12 protein-coding genes are annotated in these 21,760 nt (G+C 45.5%); 5 read left to right on the plus strand and 7 right to left on the minus strand.

The window, feature by feature from the left end; translation table 11 throughout:
* Window positions 1–169 precede the first annotated feature (169 nt).
* Window positions 170–931, plus strand: coding sequence for an exodeoxyribonuclease III (locus FGM00_RS19245; RefSeq protein WP_138854482.1), 762 nt, complete (start codon window positions 170–172; stop codon window positions 929–931).
* 75 nt (window positions 932–1,006) lie between these two features.
* Here FGM00_RS19245 and FGM00_RS19250 read toward each other — a convergent pair whose 3' ends face one another.
* Window positions 1,007–9,292 (minus strand): T9SS type B sorting domain-containing protein, encoded by an 8,286-nt coding sequence (locus FGM00_RS19250; RefSeq protein ID WP_138854483.1) that lies wholly within the window; start codon window positions 9,290–9,292, stop codon window positions 1,007–1,009.
* Window positions 9,293–9,522: 230 nt separating this feature from the next.
* Here FGM00_RS19250 and FGM00_RS19255 point away from each other — a divergent pair, with 230 nt between their 5' ends.
* Window positions 9,523–10,563, plus strand: coding sequence for an aldo/keto reductase (locus FGM00_RS19255; protein ID WP_138854484.1), 1,041 nt, complete (start codon window positions 9,523–9,525; stop codon window positions 10,561–10,563).
* Between the two features lie 107 nt (window positions 10,564–10,670).
* On the opposite strand, the gene radA is transcribed toward FGM00_RS19255, so the two are convergent.
* From radA to panC, 6 genes are all read right to left on the minus strand, one after another.
* Window positions 10,671–12,032, minus strand: coding sequence for a DNA repair protein RadA (gene radA, locus FGM00_RS19260; protein ID WP_138854485.1), 1,362 nt, complete (start codon window positions 12,030–12,032; stop codon window positions 10,671–10,673).
* Between the two features lie 405 nt (window positions 12,033–12,437).
* A complete protein-coding gene (locus tag FGM00_RS19265; RefSeq protein WP_138854486.1) occupies window positions 12,438–13,142 on the minus strand; it encodes a hypothetical protein in 705 nt (234 codons plus the stop codon).
* A gap of 382 nt (window positions 13,143–13,524) precedes the next feature.
* Entirely contained in the window at window positions 13,525–14,667 is a 1,143-nt protein-coding gene (locus FGM00_RS19270) for an alpha/beta hydrolase (protein ID WP_138854487.1), read from the minus strand.
* Between the two features lie 29 nt (window positions 14,668–14,696).
* Window positions 14,697–15,662 (minus strand): lysylphosphatidylglycerol synthase transmembrane domain-containing protein, encoded by a 966-nt coding sequence (locus tag FGM00_RS19275; RefSeq protein ID WP_138854488.1) that lies wholly within the window; start codon window positions 15,660–15,662, stop codon window positions 14,697–14,699.
* Between the two features lies 1 nt (window position 15,663).
* Window positions 15,664–16,014: an aspartate 1-decarboxylase gene (panD, locus tag FGM00_RS19280; protein WP_138854489.1), complete on the minus strand. Its 351-nt coding sequence runs from the start codon at window positions 16,012–16,014 to the stop codon at window positions 15,664–15,666.
* Window positions 16,015–16,037: 23 nt separating this feature from the next.
* A complete protein-coding gene (gene panC / locus FGM00_RS19285; RefSeq protein ID WP_138854490.1) occupies window positions 16,038–16,883 on the minus strand; it encodes a pantoate--beta-alanine ligase in 846 nt (281 codons plus the stop codon).
* A gap of 104 nt (window positions 16,884–16,987) precedes the next feature.
* On the opposite strand from panC, the gene FGM00_RS19290 reads away from it, so the two are divergent.
* The 3 genes from FGM00_RS19290 to glmS all read left to right on the plus strand — a co-directional run bounded on the left by FGM00_RS19290 (window position 16,988) and on the right by glmS (window position 21,701).
* Window positions 16,988–17,797 (plus strand): glycogen/starch synthase, encoded by an 810-nt coding sequence (locus FGM00_RS19290; protein WP_138854491.1) that lies wholly within the window; start codon window positions 16,988–16,990, stop codon window positions 17,795–17,797.
* A gap of 5 nt (window positions 17,798–17,802) precedes the next feature.
* Window positions 17,803–19,671, plus strand: coding sequence for a DUF4270 family protein (locus tag FGM00_RS19295; RefSeq protein ID WP_138854492.1), 1,869 nt, complete (start codon window positions 17,803–17,805; stop codon window positions 19,669–19,671).
* Window positions 19,672–19,853: 182 nt separating this feature from the next.
* Entirely contained in the window at window positions 19,854–21,701 is a 1,848-nt protein-coding gene (gene glmS / locus FGM00_RS19300) for a glutamine--fructose-6-phosphate transaminase (isomerizing) (protein ID WP_138854493.1), read from the plus strand.
* Window positions 21,702–21,760: the final 59 nt, after the last annotated feature.

Raw genomic sequence — 21,760 nt, forward strand, 5'->3', positions numbered from 1 at the left:
TTGTATATTTTAGCGTATTGTACGGCGCAACGACCAATAGGGTCAAGTTCTTTGCAAAGATGCGTAAATCGGAAAAAAGACTATCCTCTAAACTCAAAAAAATAGGCAAGTTGCCTATTTTTGATTTTCAGATAGAGTCCAAGACGGGTTCTTGTAGATATAAGAAAGTATGAAAGTTGTGTCCTATAATGTAAATGGTCTTCGTGCCGCGTTGAAAAAGGGTTTTATTGAATGGTTACAAACGGTAAATCCCGATGTGATTTGTTTACAAGAGATAAAAGCGCAAAAAGACCAGCTGGACCTTTCGGTCTTCGAGGATGCAGGATATCCCTTTACCTATTGGTACAGTGCGCAAAAGAAAGGATACAGTGGGGTTGCCATCCTGTCAAAGACCGAGCCGGACCATATTGAGTATGGAACAGGAATCGAAACGATGGATTTTGAGGGAAGAAATCTCAGGGCCGATTATGGCGATCTTTCGATTATGAGCATGTATTTGCCTTCGGGAACCAATTTGGACCGTTTGGATTTCAAGTTGAACTATATGGCCGAGATACAGGCGTACCTCGATGAATTGCGAAAAAAGAGACCCAATCTCGTTGTGCTTGGCGATTACAACATTTGTCATGAAGCAATAGATATTCACGACCCCGTGCGGAACAAGAACGTTTCAGGTTTTTTACCCGTGGAGCGCGAATGGATCGGGAACCTGATTAAAAGCGGGTTTATCGACAGCTTCAGGCATTTCAATAAAGAGCCTGATAACTATACTTGGTGGAGCTATCGCGCAAACGCCCGAAACAATAACAAGGGTTGGCGGTTGGATTATGGAATGGTAAGCGAACCACTTCAGGACCGCCTCAAACGATCGGTCATATTATCGGAGGCAAAGCATAGCGACCATTGTCCGATTTTGGTCGAGATCGCTTAGTCCCATATAATGCCTCTTTGAAGGACGGTCTCAGCAGTGCATTTATCTACCCTGGGATTTGTCGCAATAAAAATACTATCGATAGATTGAAAAGTGCCCCACGAATTCCCGTTCGTCATTTTCGCCATTCAGTTTAATGACATACCAATAATCGCCTGCCGGTAAATCGGTATTGTTGTAGGTGCCGTCCCAATCTCCGTTTCCGATGAATTTTTTGATGGTTCTGCCGTACCTGTCAAAAATGGATACGAACATATTCGGGAACGCCTCATTGTTCTTTATGCTCCAGACATCCTTAAAACCGTCGTTATTTGGTGTGAAAAAGTTCGGGATTTCAATATCGATGAAATTCATATTTACCTGAACAGCCGCTTCACATCCCTTGCCATCGGTGACCCGAACCGTATACAGGCCGTCACGATTTATGTAATAGGAGCCAGTGGCCTGGGGCATTGCCTCAAAATAATAGGTATAATTCCCGTCGCCGCCGGATGCGGAAACCAAAATTTCATTGATGCTTCCCTGTTCCAAGGTCAACGATACGGTCTCGGGTAGGGAAATCTGTATAGTATCCAAAACTTCGATACAACCGCCTTCGTGTACAATACTTATGGTATGTACACCTTCACTCAAGCCTTCGAATATCGGACTGTCCTGGGTATGGTCGGTCGCGGTGGGCATGTACGGGTCTGCGGCATCAAGGGCAAAATAGTAGTTCTGCACGCTTTCATCCAACACCCTCACTGTAGTGATGCTGTGCGCCTCGCCGTCCAGACATTCATACACGGTTTCGTGGCTAGCGCTGAGGTCTACCCCTAAGCGTACCTCCTGGACTACGGGAAGGGTACAGCCGTTTGCATCACGAAGGTATATTTCATAGTATCCGCCATCCAAATCGGAAAGTATCAGGTTAGCCCCGGACACATCCGTAAAGGTGCCATTGGGATTGCCGACGCTGTAAGCATAGGGAGCGGTTCCTCCAGAGAGATTCAGTTCGATCAGGCCGTTGTTGTCCGTAGAACATTCCTCATCCTCCACGCGAACGACATCCGCTGCGAGCGGTGCCGTAGGTGCGATAACGGGAATCGCTTCGACTACGACCTGACAACCGTTTTGGTCTTGAACGATAACGGTATAATCGCCGCCTGCCAAGTTTTCAAATATATTTGCCTCAACCGATTTCTGCGGTTCCGAAGAAATACTGTAACTGTACGGGGCAACGCCGCCGCTAACATTAACGGTAATCGTACCATCGTCTTCTCCAAAACAGCTTACATGGGTCACGGTACCCAAAGTCGCTTGCAGTAGCGGTGGTTCCGCTATTTGGATTTCCCGTGAGTATGCCGTACAATCTGCACCGCTAGTCACGTAAATACGATAGGTGCCCTGCCCGAGGTTTTCAAAAATTCCGGAATCTTGCGGGGTTCCCTGTAAGGTTCCGTTGACCTCTAGTTGGTATTGGTATCCGCCCAATCCTTTGGAGGCGGTAGCCACCAGAACCGCATCGCTCTCCCCGTTACAATTGATGGTCGTATTCGAAACATCAACCGCTACTTCCAATGGTTCGATGAGCGTGATGGTACGTACTACCTGTAGTGGCGACGGACAGGCTACGTTCACCGCATCCCTTGCTTCGAAAGCGTAAGTATCGGGACCTAGCCCTGAAAATACCGGGCTGGCTTGCCATGCCCCTAGTGTTGGGGAAACCTGTCTATACTCGTAAGTGCCACTGGTTCCGCCACCGGCAGATACCGTGATTTCCGCCGAATTGGGCGTACAACTCGGTGCTATCGAAATGGTGGCATCTATGGTTACTTCGGCCGGATCGGTGAGGGTGATGGTTCCGGTCGTATTATCACAACCGCGGCCATCGGTCACGGTAACGGTGTAGGTTCCTTCGGCCAGACCGTTGAACACGTTGCCATTTTGTGCCACACTGCTGACTCCCGTGCCGGTATTGTTCAGAATGTATTGATAGTTTGAAGGGCCATTGGTCCTGGTCGCGGTCACACTGATGCTTCCGTCGGTAGCGTCCGGACAGCTTGGGTCGTTCATGACATCCGGGGTAATGGTGATGACATCTATTTCAGGGACGGAAACCGTCTGGGTCACATTTGCACAACCTTGTCCATCCCTGAGCGTCAATTCATAATTGATACCAGAGGTGAGGTTGTTGAAAATATTGTTCGCGGCAAAATCCTGAATGGGAACCCCTGGGGTTGCCGGATCTACCAAACGGAACTCATAACCGCCCCAACCACCTTCCGGCGTGGCCGTAACTTGGGCATCGCTTCCTGGGCTACAGCTCAATTGTTGCGTTATGGCCCAGTTGAAGTCTAAGGCAAAAGTGGGGGATTGAATGGTGATATGCTCGGTATCTGCCGTACAGCCGGTATCGCCATCGGTAACCCTTACGAAAAAGGTCCCCGTAGGTAATGTATCAATACTAGTAGCTCCTGTTGCCGTACTAGATGGGCCTGCTGCTATGAAGGGTGTCGTGGTATTGTTGACGTTGAATACCTCATAGGTGAAATCAGTACCAAAACCAGTTACGGTAAACTCCAATTCCCCGTTCGCTTCCCCGCGGCAGGTAATATCGGCTATTTTGGTTGCCGTGGCTGATATATTATCGAACGGAGCGATGACGTACTCGACCCTTGCGCTACAGCCCGTGGCGGTATCGGTAAGTTCATAGGTATAGGTTCCTGGGTTTCCGGCCAGGATGGTAATAGTGCCATGGCCCGTGCCATTGATCAGGTTGCCCGACGGCAGCTCTCTGGTTTCATAGTTCGGGATACCCGTACCATTGGCGCCCATCACGTTGATGATGGCATCGTTAACACAGGTCATGGCCTGTGTTTCGGTAATTGTGGCTGTTACCTTTTGGGCCGCGGGAATGTTGACCGTGGTTTGGTCTGTACATCCATTTGCATCGATGACATCAATGATCACCGTTTGCACGGTATTGGTATAGGGAAGGTCAAAGCTATTGTTACCGCTAAAACTACTGCCGTTAAAACTGTAGTTGTACGGAGCCGTACCGGTATCGTCACCAAGACCATCGGTGATGGATGCCGTAACCGTAGCTTGCCCGAGGGTATTGCTCGCCGTACAAGTGAACGGGGAGATCGTCGGGGTGGCCAATTGCAATGCTTTGGGCTGGCTTATGGTAAAGGCCGGTAAGGTCTGTATACAGTTTTTCGCCGAACGCACGCTTACCGTATGGGATCCGGGGGCCAAGTTTTCGAAAATATTGGAAACTTGGTATGGGTTTCCATCGATACTGTATTCGTAGGCGACGTCAAGATTATCCGAACCGGGGACCTGTTCCACGATGACCCTGCCGTCATTGGCTCCAAAACAGCTTAAATTCTGAACCGGTGTCCGGATTTGAAAAACCGGTGTCTGAGGGGCATCGAGCGTAACCGTCACCGTTTGTGCCGGGCAACCCGATTGGTTGTCGGTAACGGTAAACGAATAGGTAGTTGAATGCGTCAGTCCCGTAAAAACACCGGTGGTGTTCGTTTCCGAGTTATCGGTACGTTCAAAGGTATAATCCGTTGAACCGCCATATACGTCCAAGGTCACTTCCCCACTATTTGCAGGAATGCACTGTACTGCTTGGGTGATATTGGCTTTAGCCACCATTTGGGGATAGATAAAGATATTTTCGGTGGCGATACATCCATTTTCATCCCGCACGACCAAGGTATGGTTGCCAGGGCCTAGATTTTTCGTTATGGCGGTAGTCACCTCACCATCCCAGATGTATACATTCGCTCCCTCGCCGTCAACGATAGTGGCGTTTACGGTATATATTTCGTTGGTTGAGGAGCACCTGTTCGGTACATCGATTCCCGTGATTTGCGGCTGGGCATCTCGGGTGAGGGTGATAGGACCGGACAAGCCCTTGATACAGCCCCCGCCATCGCGAACATAGACCTGATAGCTATTGTTCGTGCCATCGTAAGCGCTTGGAAAGACTTCTTTGGAAGGCTGGTTTTGCCATTCCGAAGCCGGTAGCGTATTCGGGTCGGTACCATTGACCACAAAAGCGTACTCATAAGGATGCCAGTTCTGATACAGCTTGTTTCGTCGATTGTAATTGGTTTCGTCGTTCCATCCGCCGGTGGCCGTTACGCCGATTTGATTCCCTGTCGTACAGGTTGCCGGAACATTTTGATCAAGCTCCAGTACTAGTTTTTTAGGAGTATAGATCGGGAATCGATTTCCTGAGACACAACCTGATTCGGATGTAACTTCAATCACGTACCAGCCGCCTCTTAAGCCGTTGACATCAACGATAATATCGCCACCCAGACCTCCGTCATTAGCGGTGCCATTTTGATGGAACGCGGTATTGGTAGGTCTATGGGCATTATAGATACGCCAGTCTACCCGTTGCGTACCGTCCGAATCGTTATCGCCAGCTCCGGTTATGGTAAATCTTGCCTCCCCATTATTGTCTTCACGACATACCTTTCCTTGAAACTCAGTGACTACATCAAAGGTGGAATCGTCAGATGGTGCGGCAATGGCACCCAAATTGCGCCAACGTTGACAGCCGGTATTGACGTCACGAATGGTAATTCCATAATTCACGCCGAACAAAAGGCCGCTTACCCGTAAATCCCTTTCAAAGGCACCCACATCAGTATCTTCTCCCAGCGCTTCGTTTTCCGCTGCGACTTCAAAGCTTCTCCAACCTGGAGGATTATCCGGATCGTAAGGCCAAATACGATACTCAAAAGGACCAACGAGCCCGGTCGGGTCACCGACCTCGATTTCAAATGTGGCGCCATTGGCACAACTTTGATCCAAATCGGCTTGATTCTTTTGAAACCAGGGTAAGGGTGGTTGGTCGATCTTATAAAAATCAGATTCATAGGTACAACCTCTCTCGTCTGTAATTCTCACAAAGAACCATTGCGGCCAATGCATGCGTTCGTTCCATCCTCCGGGACGGGTAGACATATCGATATTTTCGCGCCTGCGGTATACTCTGGACCAGCCTGTGGCCAAATAATCGGCTTCGTTGCGAACCCTTACCAATTCTATAGTGATGAGGCCCGTAGCGTTTTGTACGTTGTTGATATTGGTATTGCCCCACTGGGTGCCCCCATTCAACGGGTCGCAGGTAATATCGGTGTGGGAGACATCGGCCGTGATGGCATCATCGGCACCGATGGTTATCGTCTTGTTTACCTCACAGCCTAAAGCATCCCTAACGGTGTAGTTGTAATCAGTAGCGTCTAGTCCGGTATAGAGGCTCTTCGTCGTAAAGGTGCTTCCTTCAAAACTGTAGCGAAAAGGTGGGGTACCTCCCTGACCTACCAATTCTACCGAGCCGGTACCATCTGTACCACAGGCGGTATCGGAGATGTTCTCAGTAGCGATTAGTGCTGGGGCTACCTCAGTGATTACAGGATCGGTTTCCGCAGAACAACCTTTACTATCGGTAACCCTGAAAACGAAGGAACCCGCGGTCCCACTGGAATAGGGCACTGTAGTGGCTGTAAATCCTCCTCCATCAATGCTTACCTCGTAGCTATAATCGGGATCGGGATAGCCCTCTTGGGGTGTAACTTGAATAATAGCATCCGGCGATGCACCGCAACCTAAAGGTTTGGTAATTTGCGCAGTGGCGAAAAGCTGTCCGGCGATTTCCGTATCGGCAACGATGGTCTCGCAACCGTTGTTGCCAATTACCTTGATTTCATAAGCATCTGGTGTAAGGTCGGTCAAGGTAAACGTACCTCCTGGAACCGCTTGGGGCGTACCATTGTTCACGGTATAGAAATAAGGGGCTTCGCCATCCGTCACATCGATTTTTAAAATGCCTTTGGTGGCGGTACTGTAGCAGTAGTTCGAGGCAGTTGCGTCTACCACTGATGTTGGTCCACCTTGATCCAACAGTTCAAAGGTCTCGCTATCGTAGGAACACCCGTTCACATCAGTAACCACAACGGTATGGATGCCGGGTTGGGTTAGTCCGATTATGGTTTTGTTGCTTTGTGCAGGGGTTGCGGTTCCATCCGGTTGGCGCACGAAATAGAGGTAACTTCCCCATCCGCCCGAGGCTTCGATGGTAGCGCTACCCGGAGTGCCGCAATTCATATGCGTAAGTGCTATTGAGTCTACGGCAAGGGCTGAGGCGGGAGCCGCAACAGTTACGGACTCTACTTGTTGGCAAGGTCCCGACTGGTCGTTGATGCGTATCGTATACGTATCTGCGGGTAGTCCAGAGATGGTTAGGGGAGAACTGGTCGCACCTGAAACGCTAAATCCGGTCGGGGTTCCCGTGCCGTCTTCGATCACCACATCGAAGGTAGTGTCGAAATCGGTAATTGTAATGTCCAAGCTGCCGTCAGAGGTACCAGGCGTCGCGCAGGAAACATTATTTTTTACCGTTACGGTCGAGCTGAACTTGATAGGGCCGTCCAAGGTGTAATTTCGAACGATTTTACAACCATCATTTGCCGTAATTTCAAAGGTATAAGTGTTGGGGGCCAGACCTTCAAAAGTGTCATCCGGAGCGGTCAGCGTCATCGGCGCTGTGATGCTATAAGTAAAAGGCGCGTTTCCTCCTGTAACGCTTAGCTGCACATCGGCCTCTCCTGACGTGCAATTGCGGTTGCTTACGGTAAAGGAAACATCCGAAGGGTTCGATCCCGCATTAATCGTTTGGTCGGCGGTCGTGGTACAATCATTGGCGTCCTTGACGGTCACCGTATAAGTACCCGCACCTAATCCCGAAAAGTCGGTCGCGTTTTGGAAATCCGCACCGTTCAAACTGTACTCAAAAGGTGCCGTCCCGCCAGTATCAATCCCGACGGATAGTGTGGCCGAGCCGGTCGTACAATCAATCTGTTGTGTGACGCTCGCGCTAGCCGTAAAAGTCGGACTAGGATCGACATTGACCGAAGTTGCGTTGATATCACAGGAACCTCCTGCTTTTTCTTTACGGATGCTCACAGTATAACTTCCGGCGGCCAAATTGCTAAAGACGTTGGAGGTCTGATAGCTTGTGCCGCCATCTATGCTATACGTAATCGAATACCCCTGGGTATTAGTGACGTCTACAGTGATGCTTCCGTCATCCGTTCCGTTACAGCTAATATCTTTCGGGGTAACAGTGTATGTTATTTCCGGCTCGGAATTTACTTGTACAGGATCTGCGATGATAACGCAGGCATTGGCATCACGTACCGATACAGAATAGCTTCCGGCTACCGAGATGGGTATGGTGGTCTGGTTTCCCGCGGAAAAAGACAAATAGCTCGACCCGCCGTCAATACTATATTCAAACGGGGAGACCCCGCCTGACTGAGTCACGTTCAGGACACCATCCGAACAATCAATATTTTTGGTGACGACCACATTGGGCTGAATATTCTGAAAATTGGGAACTGTTACCGTGCCGTTCCACACGCAATTGGAAACGCTGGCCAAGGTAATTTCGAGATCGTAAATTCCTGCATCAAGATTGGAAAAGGTATAATTACTTCCTGTAGGACCGGAATCGTTAATAAGGTTACCGCCTTGGGTTAGAGTATAAATGTAATTTGAAGAGGAGGTGGCAATTGCTACTTCAATACCTCCTTTCGCCGTATTGCAGGTGATGGGCAGTACTGTAGTCGTGGCATCGATGCTGTTGTTGGCCACGGCCAAATCGTTCAATTCAAAGGTACAGCCGTCATTTCCATCATTTCGACGGATTTGTATGGAGTAATTGCTTACAGAACTAATCGAAAATACGTTTGATGATTGCCAGGACGCTCCGTTGTTGATACTGAATTCGTAGTTCGAAGGTACATTGTTCACCGAGATATTGCCGGGACTGCCGCAATCTATATTTTGGATAACGGCCGTCGGATTGAGTCCGTTACCGTACACTTTAAAATAAAATCGTTCGCTGCTGTTGTCATTGTATTGCACTAAGATGCGATAATCGCCGGGCTCGGCCACGTTGAACTGGGTATCGGTACTCTGTTGTACCCAAGTGCAGTTTGGAGCGCTATTGGAGCAATTGGGGCTTGCATCAGCGCAACTGCCCTCTAGGAATTTGGCCCAAACGATTTGTTTGAGGTCCGGGATGTTTGTCGTCAACAAACGCTCGTCGTTCAAACCGCAGAGGTAGATTTCATGCGACTCTGTTCCGTCAACACTACAGACTACGACGTTGTCTGAAATTCCGGTCAATGGGTGTGGACCTATAAGTGGCCGATTTTCGATGGTAGCCGGCGCTTCAGGTATAAGGTTTTCGGGCAATACGTAAGCGAAAATCGAAGTTATGCAGCAAAGTGCGAATAGCCAAAACAGGTTCTTTAGAGAGCCTTTGTTTTTCGGTAAGTCGGGCATTGGTCGGTTTTTAAGATATGGTTCCTAATCCTTGTCGCATGGGGTTGCTTTACAGATCGGGTTGTTTACTAACGTACAGATACTGTTTTTAGTGTCGAATTTTTGGTTGAAAGCCCGATTTTTTCGGTGAGTTCTAATCTTTGGGGAATGGGTTATCGGTCAAATCGAACCTTCAAGGAAGGTGAACCTCGCGAAAAGGCTTAAATTTGCAGTCGTAAACCGAAACTTGCATGAAGTACAGTACCCTTCCCCACACCGATATCAAAGTCAGTAAAATCTGTCTGGGTACCATGACCTGGGGCAACCAGAATACCGAAGCCGAGGGACACGAACAGATGGATTACGCCCTTGAGCACGGCGTCAATTTTTTCGATACTGCGGAATTGTATCCCGTTCCGGTAGCACCAAAATACTATGCCGATACCGAGAGAATCATTGGGAATTGGTTTGAAAAAACAGGAAATCGAGAGAAGGTAATCCTAGCTTCCAAAATTGCGGGAAAGCGAGAGGACACCAAGTTCGTGAGACAGCCAGGATTTTCAAGAGAATCGATTATATCGGCGGTAGAGGGGAGTTTGGAGCGTTTAAAAACGGACTATATCGATTTGTATCAGCTGCACTGGCCGGACCGAAAGACGAATTTTTTCGGAAAGCGCGGCTATCCGTACGACCTTACCGATTTTTGGGAGGACAACTTTCATCAAATATTAGAGACCTTACGCGATTTGATACGCGAAGGAAAAATAAGGCATGTCGGCCTTTCCAATGAAACACCTTGGGGTATTATGCGCTGTTTGGAGGAAAGCAAAGTACATGTCACACTCCCTAGAATGATTACCGTTCAGAACCCATATAGTTTGTTGAACCGATTGTTCGAAGTGGGGAATTCCGAAGTGGCACATCGGGAAAAAATAGGACTGTTGGCGTATTCTCCCTTGGGTTTCGGTATGCTAAGCGGAAAATACTTGGGAGACCGAAAACCAGAGCACTCCAGGTTGGCATTGTTTCCTGAATTCAATAGGTATAGTGGGGCAAATGCCGTGCGCGCCACAGAAAAATATTACGAACTTGCGCAGCAAAACGACCTTTCCCTTACGCAAATGGCGCTCGCCTATGTCAATTCCAGACCTTTCTTGACGAGTAATATCATTGGTGCATCCACCCTAAAACAGCTTGCTGAAAATATCGGAAGTATCGACGTATCCCTTAGTGATGAGGTATTGGCCGGTATCGAGGCCATTCACGAAGAGATTCCAAATCCATCCCCATAAATTGCCGATTATATGTTCTTTTTAAAGGTAGGCATAGGGCAGTTCGTTTTAATTATTGCCGTAATTCTGATTATTCTTGTTTTTGCCCGTATCATGAGGGATAAGCGTTAAGCAAATAAATCACCCACCACATCCTCGATGCGGGTGGCTAATTTCACTTCGATTTTGGTGTGTTTCAATCCCATTTTATTGTTTTTGGAGACATAAATGGTTGTAAAACCCAGTTTTTCGGCCTCTAATATGCGCTGCTCTACGCGTTGTACAGGACGAATTTCACCTGCAAGTCCCACCTCTGCCGCGAAACAAATGCCTTTTTCAATGGGAATATCGGAATTACTGGAGAGGATGGCTGCGATGACCGCCAGATCAATTGCCGGGTCATCAACGGAGATACCCCCCGTAATGTTCAGGAAAACGTCTTTAGCACCTAGCTTAAAGCCCGCCCGTTTTTCCAAAACCGCCAAAAGCATGTTCAAGCGTTTGGCATTGTAACCCGTGGTAGAACGCTGCGGGGTGCCATAAACTGCCGTACTCACGAGGGCCTGAATTTCTATCATCAGCGGTCGCATGCCCTCAACGGTCGAGGCGATTGCCGTACCACTCAAACCCTCATCGTTTTTTGAAATCAATATTTCGGAGGGATTGTTCACTTGCCGTAAGCCACTGCCCTGCATTTCGTAGATGCCCAACTCCGCGGTAGAACCAAAGCGGTTTTTAAGCGCACGTAGAATACGGTACACGTAATTGCGGTCACCCTCGAACTGTAAAACGGTATCGACCATATGTTCCAGGATTTTAGGCCCCGCGATCGAACCGTCTTTGGTAATATGGCCGATCAAGATGACCGGGGTATTGGTTTCCTTGGCGAATTTGATCAATTCGGCCGTACATTCCCGTATCTGTGAAATACTTCCGGCTGCCGATTCGATATAATCAGAGTGCAGGGTTTGAATAGAGTCGATGACGACGATATCGGGTTCTGTAGCCTCTATCTGTTGAAAGATATTCTGTGTCTTGGTCTCCGTAAGAATTAGGCAGGTTTCGCTTGCAGGATGAATACGATCTGCCCGCATCTTGATCTGCTTTTGGCTTTCTTCGCCTGAAACATACAAGGTTTTGTAAGGTAATTTTAGGGCGATTTGAAGTATTAGCGTGCTTTTGCCCACACCAGGTTCCCCGCCCAAAAGCACCAACGACCCAGGTACAAGTCCGCCGCCCAGAACCCTATTGAATTCGAGGTCGAACGTATCCAATCGAAGTTCTTTTTCCGTACTGATTTCATTAACACGGAGGGGTTTCGCAATTTTCCGTTTGCTATTCGAAGGCGCATTCCAACCCTTCTTTTCCTCTTTTTGAACGACCTCTTCGACAACGGTATTCCATTCCTTGCAGGCCGAACATTGTCCGACCCATTTGGCGTACTGCGTCCCACAATTTTGACAAAAAAAAGCTGTTTTGGTCTTGGCCATTTATTCGATTGAAATTGGCCTTAAAGGTAACAAGAAGTTTGAAATGATGTTGTATGATACATGGCGTTATAAAAAGGTAACCGAAAATTAATACCCGTGATATTTAGGTCGTTCTGCAAACCTTTTATTAGCTGGATATTAGTGCGGTTTGTCGCAGCATAATGTATTTTTATTTCCAATCGGAGTCGATTGAGGGCTTTGGTTTCACCACATCTCAGAACAGCAAGCGGGTCTTACGGTGGCAAGCTTTTGTATAAGTTGAAAAGGTAGCTGTTTGCAAAGGTAAATTAGTGTGTGCCTATTATTAAGGTTTCAGATCGGTGCTTCATGCATTGCTTAATCTATTATCATCAAAAAACCTTTTTTCAAATAGCATTATTGGTATCTCCTGCAATACTTTCGGTATTATTTATTCAATCCATTTTGGTAATCACCTATTGTAAAATAAGTGTTAGTTTCAAACAGGTCACCATACGAATCCCTTGGTTTTATCCAAAATCCCAACTGTAAATGTTTGTAATGGTTATAGCCCATATATTCTGCTCCTACCAATCTTACCGATGCCTTCCCTTTTTTCGGGTCATAGTCCAAAATCGCAAAACCATTCGAGGTGAAGTTTACATAACCAAAACTATTCATTACGGCCAAAAACGCTTCAAAAGAATCGATTGATCGAAAGTCTATTTTTCTTTCTTCCATATTTTTCTTTACCCACTGATCGGCTTTCAGGGCCTTAAGAATACTTTCTTCTGAAAAAATAGCTGACAGGGAAATCGCTTGACCATTATTTAGGTCTATGGTTTGAACAGTTAAAGTGTTGCTGGGCACTCCACAAGCAATTGTTCCGCCTTGACCGGATTCATAGCTATAATACTCACCGACCAAAGAAAGCGGATTGTAAAAAAAGTCATAGTCAACGCCACACTCATCTGTCTTTTCGCGCTCGATCAAGTCATTTAAATCTTTTACTGCGTTATACAGCTCTTTGCCTTTAAAAGTCCCGCTGTTGTTGTAGAGAATAAGTTCTTGGTTTGTAAAAAGAATAGAATCCTTTTGACAAATTCCTTGAATGGAGAATAGTCCAATCAGTATGAGTAGATTAATTTTCATCTTAACACCACTAGCGATTTAATTAATGTTCGTTTTTAAACTGCTCAGTCTTTGTAGTTTTCAAAGCGCGGTATTTAAAAAACCTAACGTTGGCTATTCAGCTTCTTCATATTACTAACGATATCCATAAAGCATTATAAAATCCCCTATATCTTCGGTAAACACTATTTACAAAAACCCATAAAACATCATTGTTTTAAGGGATAGGAGTAGGTCAGATGGGTACCGTATTCCACTACGAGGTTTCGAAGCCTCTTATGAAATATGGAATCTCAAATGGTAGCGCAAATTGGAATGTTTCACGCTTGAAACCCGATAAGGTTACGAAATGGACCGCTTATTCAAAAACCTGAACTAAACGTGACTTTTTTGGGTCCTTGTTTTAAAACCCAAAATCAGCTTTCAGGGCATCGATTTTTTCCAACGCCATTTCTTTGGTCAGGAAGTCGATTTCATCCATACCAAAGGCTTTTTCGAAGGTTTTTAAGGCTTGTTTGGGATCACCCATTTGCTCGTAGTATTCCCCTTCAAAATAAAAACCGAGCATCGTGCCCTCAAATTCGTCTTTACACAATTCCGCCAAGGGTTTTAGGGAGTCATAGTCTTCTTTCTTGCGAATACCAGCATAGATGGCCATGACATCGTTCAATTCTACCCTTTTGGTGAGTCCGAATAAGTTTTGAATGCTTTCATATTTGTTTTGAAGGTACTGATATACAGGTTCTTCTGAAGTAAGGATATCTTCCCGATACTCTCTAGGACTAATGGGCTGGAACATCTTGAAAATATTATCGAACGCGCGACCAATGCCATAGGCGGCTATGGAAATATGATCCGCTCCCTCGAACTCGTCGAAATAATAGCGTAACGATTCTTTGTTGATGGCTTGAATGGCTTTGTCCATTTCTTTGATTCTTGGAATATACCGGCTTTTTTCATCCTCAACGATAAGTTGGTAAAATAGCTTTTGGTTGAGCTCTGCCAATCGGGCGGGAACCCTGTTTTCCATTTCGGGCGCCAAGGTAGGCGAAATACTTACATAGGCGTTGAACAAGGAATTGCCTTTAAACAACCAGTAATTTTGAAAATTTGCAGTGATATCGTACCCAATGATCATCTTAAAGGGTGCCGTATTGTAATTCAAATCGATGTAAGGAATGATTTCCATTCCCAAAAATTCAAAAAATTGCTTCCCTTTTTCGCTGGGCAACCCGCTATCCTCTTCAAATGCACAATCGTCAAGGCGAACACTTCGCTCCAATTGATCGATGCCCACCACGATCATTTCGGGCATTCCGTGAAATTGACTGTAAAATTTAGACGTGGCGACCACCTGATCGAAAAGATACTCCGCATCCAAAACGACTACCAAGGGGTATTTTTTAGAGTCCTCCATCTCTTCAGGAAAATAGTAGCGCACGTTCCTTCGCTCCTGTAATTTAAAAGATTCGAAAATTTCCTGTGTTACCTGGGCATTGATTCCGAGACACATGAGAAGAGCGAAAATGGTGATGAGACGTTGCATACTGTAAACTTTTTTATGCGAAAGAGACGCTATTTATCTTTGTTCAATAACGGTAATATTAGAAAGGATATTGCCCCGAATAGCACGATGAGCGCTGTTTGGGAAATCCACATAATCCAACCAAATGCATCTCCCGATACCTTGCTGATACCAAAGATCGCCAAGGCCTTGCTTACCGCGATAGGGTACAGACCGATACCGCCATTGGTGAACATCATTGCAAATGTTCCTGCTACAAAGGCCACCAAAAGCTGACTTAAGGAAAGGTCTATGGTTTCTGCCACCGTAAACTTGATTACCCATAACATACCGATATAACAGCCCCAGATAAGTAAGGTATGAAAAATAAAGCCCCATTTGTGCTTCATTTTGAAAATACTGAACAGACCGTCCAGAAGACCCATGGCGAATCCTTTTATTTTTTTGGCTATGGGATGTTTCGATTTTTTGATAAATAGGAAAAAAAAGACCATCGCCCCCGTGCCTGCCACCAATAAAAGTAGAATACTGTTGAAAGGAAGCCCTATTTCCTGAAGAAAGCCCATGATAATATCGGTCTGCAAAGACAAAGTAATCAAAATGATGATCAGCAACATGATCACATCGATTACCCGTTCGGTAACAATGGTACCCAAACCTTTCTCAAATGGAACGCCCTCATAGGTTGCCAGCGCAGTAGCCCTTAAGATTTCACCTGTTCTGGGTACGCCCAGATTGGCAAAATAAGCTATTAATATAATGAACACATTGTTGGCGAGTTTAGGTCTATAGCCTAGAGGTTGCAACATGTAGTTCCACCTGATGGCTCTTGAAACATGCGATAAGATGCCTAAAAAAATAGAGATACCCACCCAAAGCAGGTCGGCCTGCTTAATGTAGAAAACGATTTGTTCCCTTTCTGAGGGGGTTGTCGAATTGTACCAGTACCAAAGCAAAAATACTCCCAGGGCAATAGGGAGTATTGTTTTAAGTGTTTTTTTTAAGGTATGGTTCAAATCAATTCAATAGGTTGTTTTCTTCATTTGGGAATACCAACGAGGGCTTGAATTGCTTTGCTTCTTCGATATCCATTCGGGCATAGGTAATCAGAATCAATACATCGCCTACGGCTACTTTTCTCGAAGCGGCACCGTTCAAAGTGATTTCACCGCTTTTTCGAGGCCCGGGAATGGCATAGGTCTCTAAACGCTCACCATTATTGTTGTTTACGATCTGCACTTTCTCGCCCTGTATGATGTTGGCGGCATCCATCAGATCTTCATCGATGGTAATGCTGCCGATATAGTCGAGGTCGGCACCAGTAACCTTTACACGGTGTATTTTAGATTTTACAACTTCAATTTGCATGACACAAAGGTAATTATACCAAATTAGTTTAAGGCGATGTTATCTATAAGGCGAACATCTTCAGCATAAACGGCTACAAAGGCCCTATATTTTCTGTTCTGTTGTTTTTTTAGAATCGGCGTCAAGGTTTCCGAATCGGCAATCTCGATATACTCCAATTCCAGCAAAGGGTGCGCTTTAAATTGTTCGCTAACCCATTGCATAATTTCTTTTGCACTTTTCGTGCCAAACTTTTTCTTGGCAGTTACCAGGGTTTTGTAAATAAAGGAAGCCTCTTTCCGCAACGTTTTCGAGAGGCGCTCATTTCGGGAGCTCAAAGCCAATCCGCTTGATTCCCTGACAATTGGGCAGCCTACAATGGTCACCGGTAGTTGTTGCGAGGCTACTAAATTTTTAACGATTTGCAGCTGCTGAAAGTCTTTCTCACCAAAGTAGGCCTTGTCGGGCGCCACCATACGTAATAATGTTTCTACAATAGTGCCAACCCCGTTGAAGTGATCGCTGCGAAAGGCACCTTCCATTACGCGGTCAAGGCCTTCGAAATCATATGTTTTAGCGGCCACTTTATTGCTGTAGATTTCGGCTACCGTGGGGGCGAAGATCATGATATCTTTCGAAATCTCCTTTAAGAGCTCCATATCGGGCTCCAAGGTTTGAGGATAATTGTTTAGATCGTTTTCGTTATCGAACTGGGTGGGATTCACGAAAATACTTACGACCACGAAGTCATTTTCCCGAAATGCCCTTTCGACCAAAGCCGCATGACCTCGATGCAGGGCTCCCATGGTGGGTACCAATCCGAGCCGGGCTTTTTGATCTAAAGAAGATAAGTGTGATTTTAATGCGGCGGCGGTCTTGAATAGTAACATGCATTTCATTTAAAAGCGAGCAAACTTACTATAAATACGGCTAATCTACATAATTTTCGTAGTTTTGCATTTTGCTTTTGGGCAAATTTCAAAATACATTTTTTATGAATGGTAAAAAGATATTGTTCGTATCTTCAGAATTAGTTCCCTACCTACCTGAGAATGAGGTTTCACTCATGTCTTACGAGACCCCTAAGATGGTCAACGGCAATGGAGGTCAGATACGTATTTTTATGCCGAGGTACGGCAATATTAATGAAAGACGACACCAGCTACATGAGGTCATTCGCCTATCGGGGATGAATTTGGTCATCAATGATATGGATATGCCTTTGATCATCAAAGTAGCATCGATTCCCAAAGAGCGCATTCAAGTATATTTTATAGATAACGACGAATATTTTAAGAGGAAAGGTACCTTTCTCGATAAGGAAGGAAATCTTTTTCCCGATAATGACCAACGGGCAATATTCTTTGCAAAAGGTGTCGTAGAAACGGTGAAAAAACTGAATTGGAATCCAGACATCATACATGTACATGGTTGGTTGGCATCGCTTTTGCCGCTTTATTTAAGAAAGCTGTATGCCGATGAGCCTTTATTCGCCGACAGCAAGATCGTGACTTCGGTCTACAAGAAATCGTTCGAGGGAGAACTGGATCAAGATATGGTCAAAAAAATAGCTTTTGACGGTATTTCGCAGGAGAGCATAAGTCAACTTGCCGAGCCCAACTATAATAATTTGTTAAAGGTAGCAGTAGATTATTCTGATGCGATTATTTTAGCATCGGAAGAAATTCCAGAAGATTTACAAAACCATATTTCCAACCTTGAAAAACCGGTGTTGCCGTACGTTTCTTTACAAGAGTTCGAAGAGGCCTACGCGAATTTTTATAACACGGAAGTTTTAAAATAGCCCGAATGATTTTTTTGAATAGATTGAAGTGGCCGACCCTGGCGGGTTTAATGGTCTTGATATCCCTTGTCGCTTGCGAGAATGATCCGACGACCATCGGTGCGGGAATCATCGGAAATGAGCCATTTACTACGGCTAGAGCCGAATTTGATGTTTTCGCCTTCAACAAAAAGATAGAGGCTGTTCAAACAAACAGATTGCCGCTGTATCAATTGGGCATATACAACGATCCCCTTTATGGGCAGACCGAAGCTAGAATTACAAGCCAGTTGCGTTTGTCTAGCTTCAACCCCACTTTCGGCAGTTTTAGTCAAACGGTCGAAGATAATTTAGATGGGAGTACGCCTACACAGGCGCTGGGTGATGAGGGTGAAAACGAGACGGTAACCGAAGTAATACTTTACATCCCTTATTTGACGCAGAGCGATGCCCAAAGGGATAGCGATGGCGATGGTGTCGATGATGTATTTGATACTGCCCCGGATGACCCTACGAATGACAGCGACGGAGATGGCGTAGGAAATAGTCGAGAAACGGCAAACGGTACCGACCCTTTGGATGCTTCATCTTTTGAGGTAACCGCTACCATGCCCGCGAATACCTTTCCGCAACAGTTCGATTTGGACAGTATTTATGGCAACCGGGACAATAATTTTACATTAAAGGTAGAACGTTCAACCTACTTTTTGAGGGATTTAGATCCAAATACGAGTTTCCAAGAATCACAGGAATACTTTTCCACGCAGCGATTTTCACCCTCATTTGTCTCCGACGTTCTTTTTGAAGGCGAGGTAGCGATAAGCGATGAAGAAATGTTGGTCTTCGAAGAAGAAGATCCGGACACCGAAGAATTGGAATCACTTCAAGTGGCAACTAGAATAGCCCCAGGCATAAGGGTAGCATTGGATACTGATTTTTTTCAAGAAAATTTTATTGATAAAGAGGGAAGTTCCGAGCTATTGAGTCAAGGGAATTTTACTGAATTTTTAAGAGGAATACACTTATCGGTAAATGCGGATACAGGCGAGGAGATGCTCCTTTTATTAAATCTGCAGCAGGCGAACATAACCGTAACCTATACATACAATAGGGTAGATACCAATGATACTCCTACTGATGTGAGCGATGATGAAATCATTATGGATGAGGGATCCTACGTCTTGAATTTAGTGCAAGGCCAAGGAGGCAATGCGGTAAATACTTTTATCAATGAAGCTTTTCCTCCACAGGTTCAAAATCAATTGGACAATACCGAGAATGCCTCCCGAATTTATTTAAAAGGCGGGGCTGGCTCCTATGCTGAAATACGACTATTCGATAATGACGACGACGGTTTCTCAGAGGCAATCAATCAGATAAAAGCGAACAATTGGATTGTTAACGAGGCAAATCTTGTGTTTTACGTAGATCGTACTACCCTTGATAACGCGGGTGCGGCACCTACGGGCGATGACCAACCTTCTCGAGAGCCTGAAAGACTCTATTTATATAATACTGAGACCGGTTTTCCGTTAATTAATTTTGCTACCGAGCAGAGTGTCGAAGAAAGCTTGTTCGGCACCTTTTTAAATTATGATGGTATTGTTCAGCGTAATGCGGAAGGTAAATCCGAACGGTATAGCATAAAAATCACCGATCACATCAATAACCTTGTGGTGAGGGATTCCGCTAACGTTACCCTAGGGCTTACGATGACTGGCGATGCAGGTTTTATAGGTATTGCAAATGCAATGGTCGCAGAAGGTTTGGAAAAACAGCTACCTATAATTTCAACGCTTTCTCCTGCTGGAACCGTCCTTTTTGGTAGCGGTGAAGAAGTACCGGATGAAACCAAAAAATTAAAATTGGAAATTTTCTATACAGAAGCCAATTAGTATTCGTTGCTTTTTTCTGCTCCGAGGCGTTCTGAAAATTTCCGCCTAGAAATATTCCAATTTTGTTCTCCCAAGATGTACCAGTTGCAGGAATTATACGTTCTATAACCAAGAGAGTATACGATATCGATTCGTTTCATATATTTTTGCATCGAATTTAACCTCAATAAATAGTATAGATTATGTGTGGAATAGTTGGTTATATAGGCCATAGAGACGCCTACCCCATCATCATAAAAGGACTGGAACGTTTAGAGTACCGCGGCTATGATAGCGCCGGGGTAGCCTTGTACGATGGTGCCAATATTAATCTTGCCAAGACCAAGGGTAAGGTCGAGGAGCTTAAAAAGAAGGCAAAGAAAACTATTTCCCTAAACGGTAGTTTAGGAATTGGGCATACAAGATGGGCGACCCACGGGGTGCCTAACGATGTCAATTCGCACCCGCACTACTCCAATTCAGGTAACCTGGTCATCATCCATAATGGAATTATCGAGAATTACGAATCCGTTAAAAAGGAATTGATCAAAAGGGGTTACACTTTTGAATCCGATACCGATACCGAAGTTTTGGTCAATTTGATAGAGGAGGTTCAGAAAACGGAAGGTGTAAAACTGGGCAAAGCCGTTCAAATTGCCCTGAACCAAGTAGTCGGGGCCTATGCCATCGCAGTTTTTGACAGAAAAAAACCAGATGAGATCGTCGTAGCGAAATTAGGTAGTCCATTGGCCATCGGAATTGGGGAGAATGAATTCTTTATCGCCTCCGATGCTTCCCCATTTATAGAATTTACCAACAATGCCGTGTATCTGGAGGATGAAGAAATGGCTATCGTACGTTTGGGTAAGGAAATCAAATTGAGAAAAATAAAGGATGATGCCATTGCCTATCCCAATATTTTGGAATTGCAATTGAATTTAGAGGAAATAGAGAAAGGTGGCTACGATCATTTTATGCTCAAGGAAATCTATGAGCAACCAAGGGCTATCCTCGACACTTATAGGGGTCGTTTACTCGCCGACCAAGGCATTATACGAATGGCGGGCATTGATCAGAACCTGGAAAAATTCGTCAATGCGAACCGTATCATTATCGTTGCCTGTGGTACCTCGTGGCATGCAGGCTTAGTGGCGGAGTATATTTTTGAAGACTTGGCTAGGATACCTGTGGAGGTGGAATACGCCTCTGAGTTTCGATATAGAAATCCGGTGATTACCGATAAGGACGTATTGGTCGCCATTTCGCAATCGGGCGAGACCGCCGATACCCTCGCGGCCATTAAGCTGGCCAAGGAGAAGGGCGCCTTCGTGTTCGGTGTTTGCAATGTGGTAGGTTCATCTATAGCCCGTGCAAGCGATGCCGGTGCATATACGCATGCCGGTCCTGAAATAGGTGTCGCGTCTACCAAGGCATTTACCACGCAAATAACGGTATTGACTTTGATCGCTTTAAAACTTGCCAAAGAGAAAGGGGAATTCTCCGAATCCAAATTCCATGAGTTCCTGACCGAGTTGGAGACCATTCCCGCGAAAGTGGAAAGGGCTTTGGAATCGAACCCTTTGATCGAGATTATTGCCGATGTCTATAAAGATTCTACCAATTGCCTGTATTTGGGAAGAGGATATAACTTTCCCGTGGCTTTGGAAGGTGCTTTAAAGTTGAAGGAAATCAGTTACATTCACGCTGAAGGATATCCTGCCGCTGAAATGAAACACGGGCCGATTGCCTTGATCGACGAACAGATGCCGGTTATCGTAATCGCCACCAAAAAAGGCCATTATGAAAAGGTAGTGAGCAACATTCAAGAGATCAAGTCCCGTAAAGGGAAGATTATCGCTGTCGTAACCGAAGGCGATACCCAAGTGAGGGATTTGGCCGATCATGTGGTCGAAGTTCCCGAAACCATAGAGAGTTTAACTCCTTTGCTTACCACGATTCCGCTGCAATTATTGTCGTACCATATTGCGGTAATGCGCAATTGCAACGTAGATCAACCGCGTAACTTGGCGAAATCGGTTACGGTGGAATAATTCGAAAGAAAATTAAGTTTTAAAAGGGCTGCGAATACAATTCGTGGCCCTTTTTGTGT

This window comes from Aggregatimonas sangjinii (assembly GCF_005943945.1).
Classification (GTDB): domain Bacteria; phylum Bacteroidota; class Bacteroidia; order Flavobacteriales; family Flavobacteriaceae; genus Pelagihabitans; species Pelagihabitans sangjinii.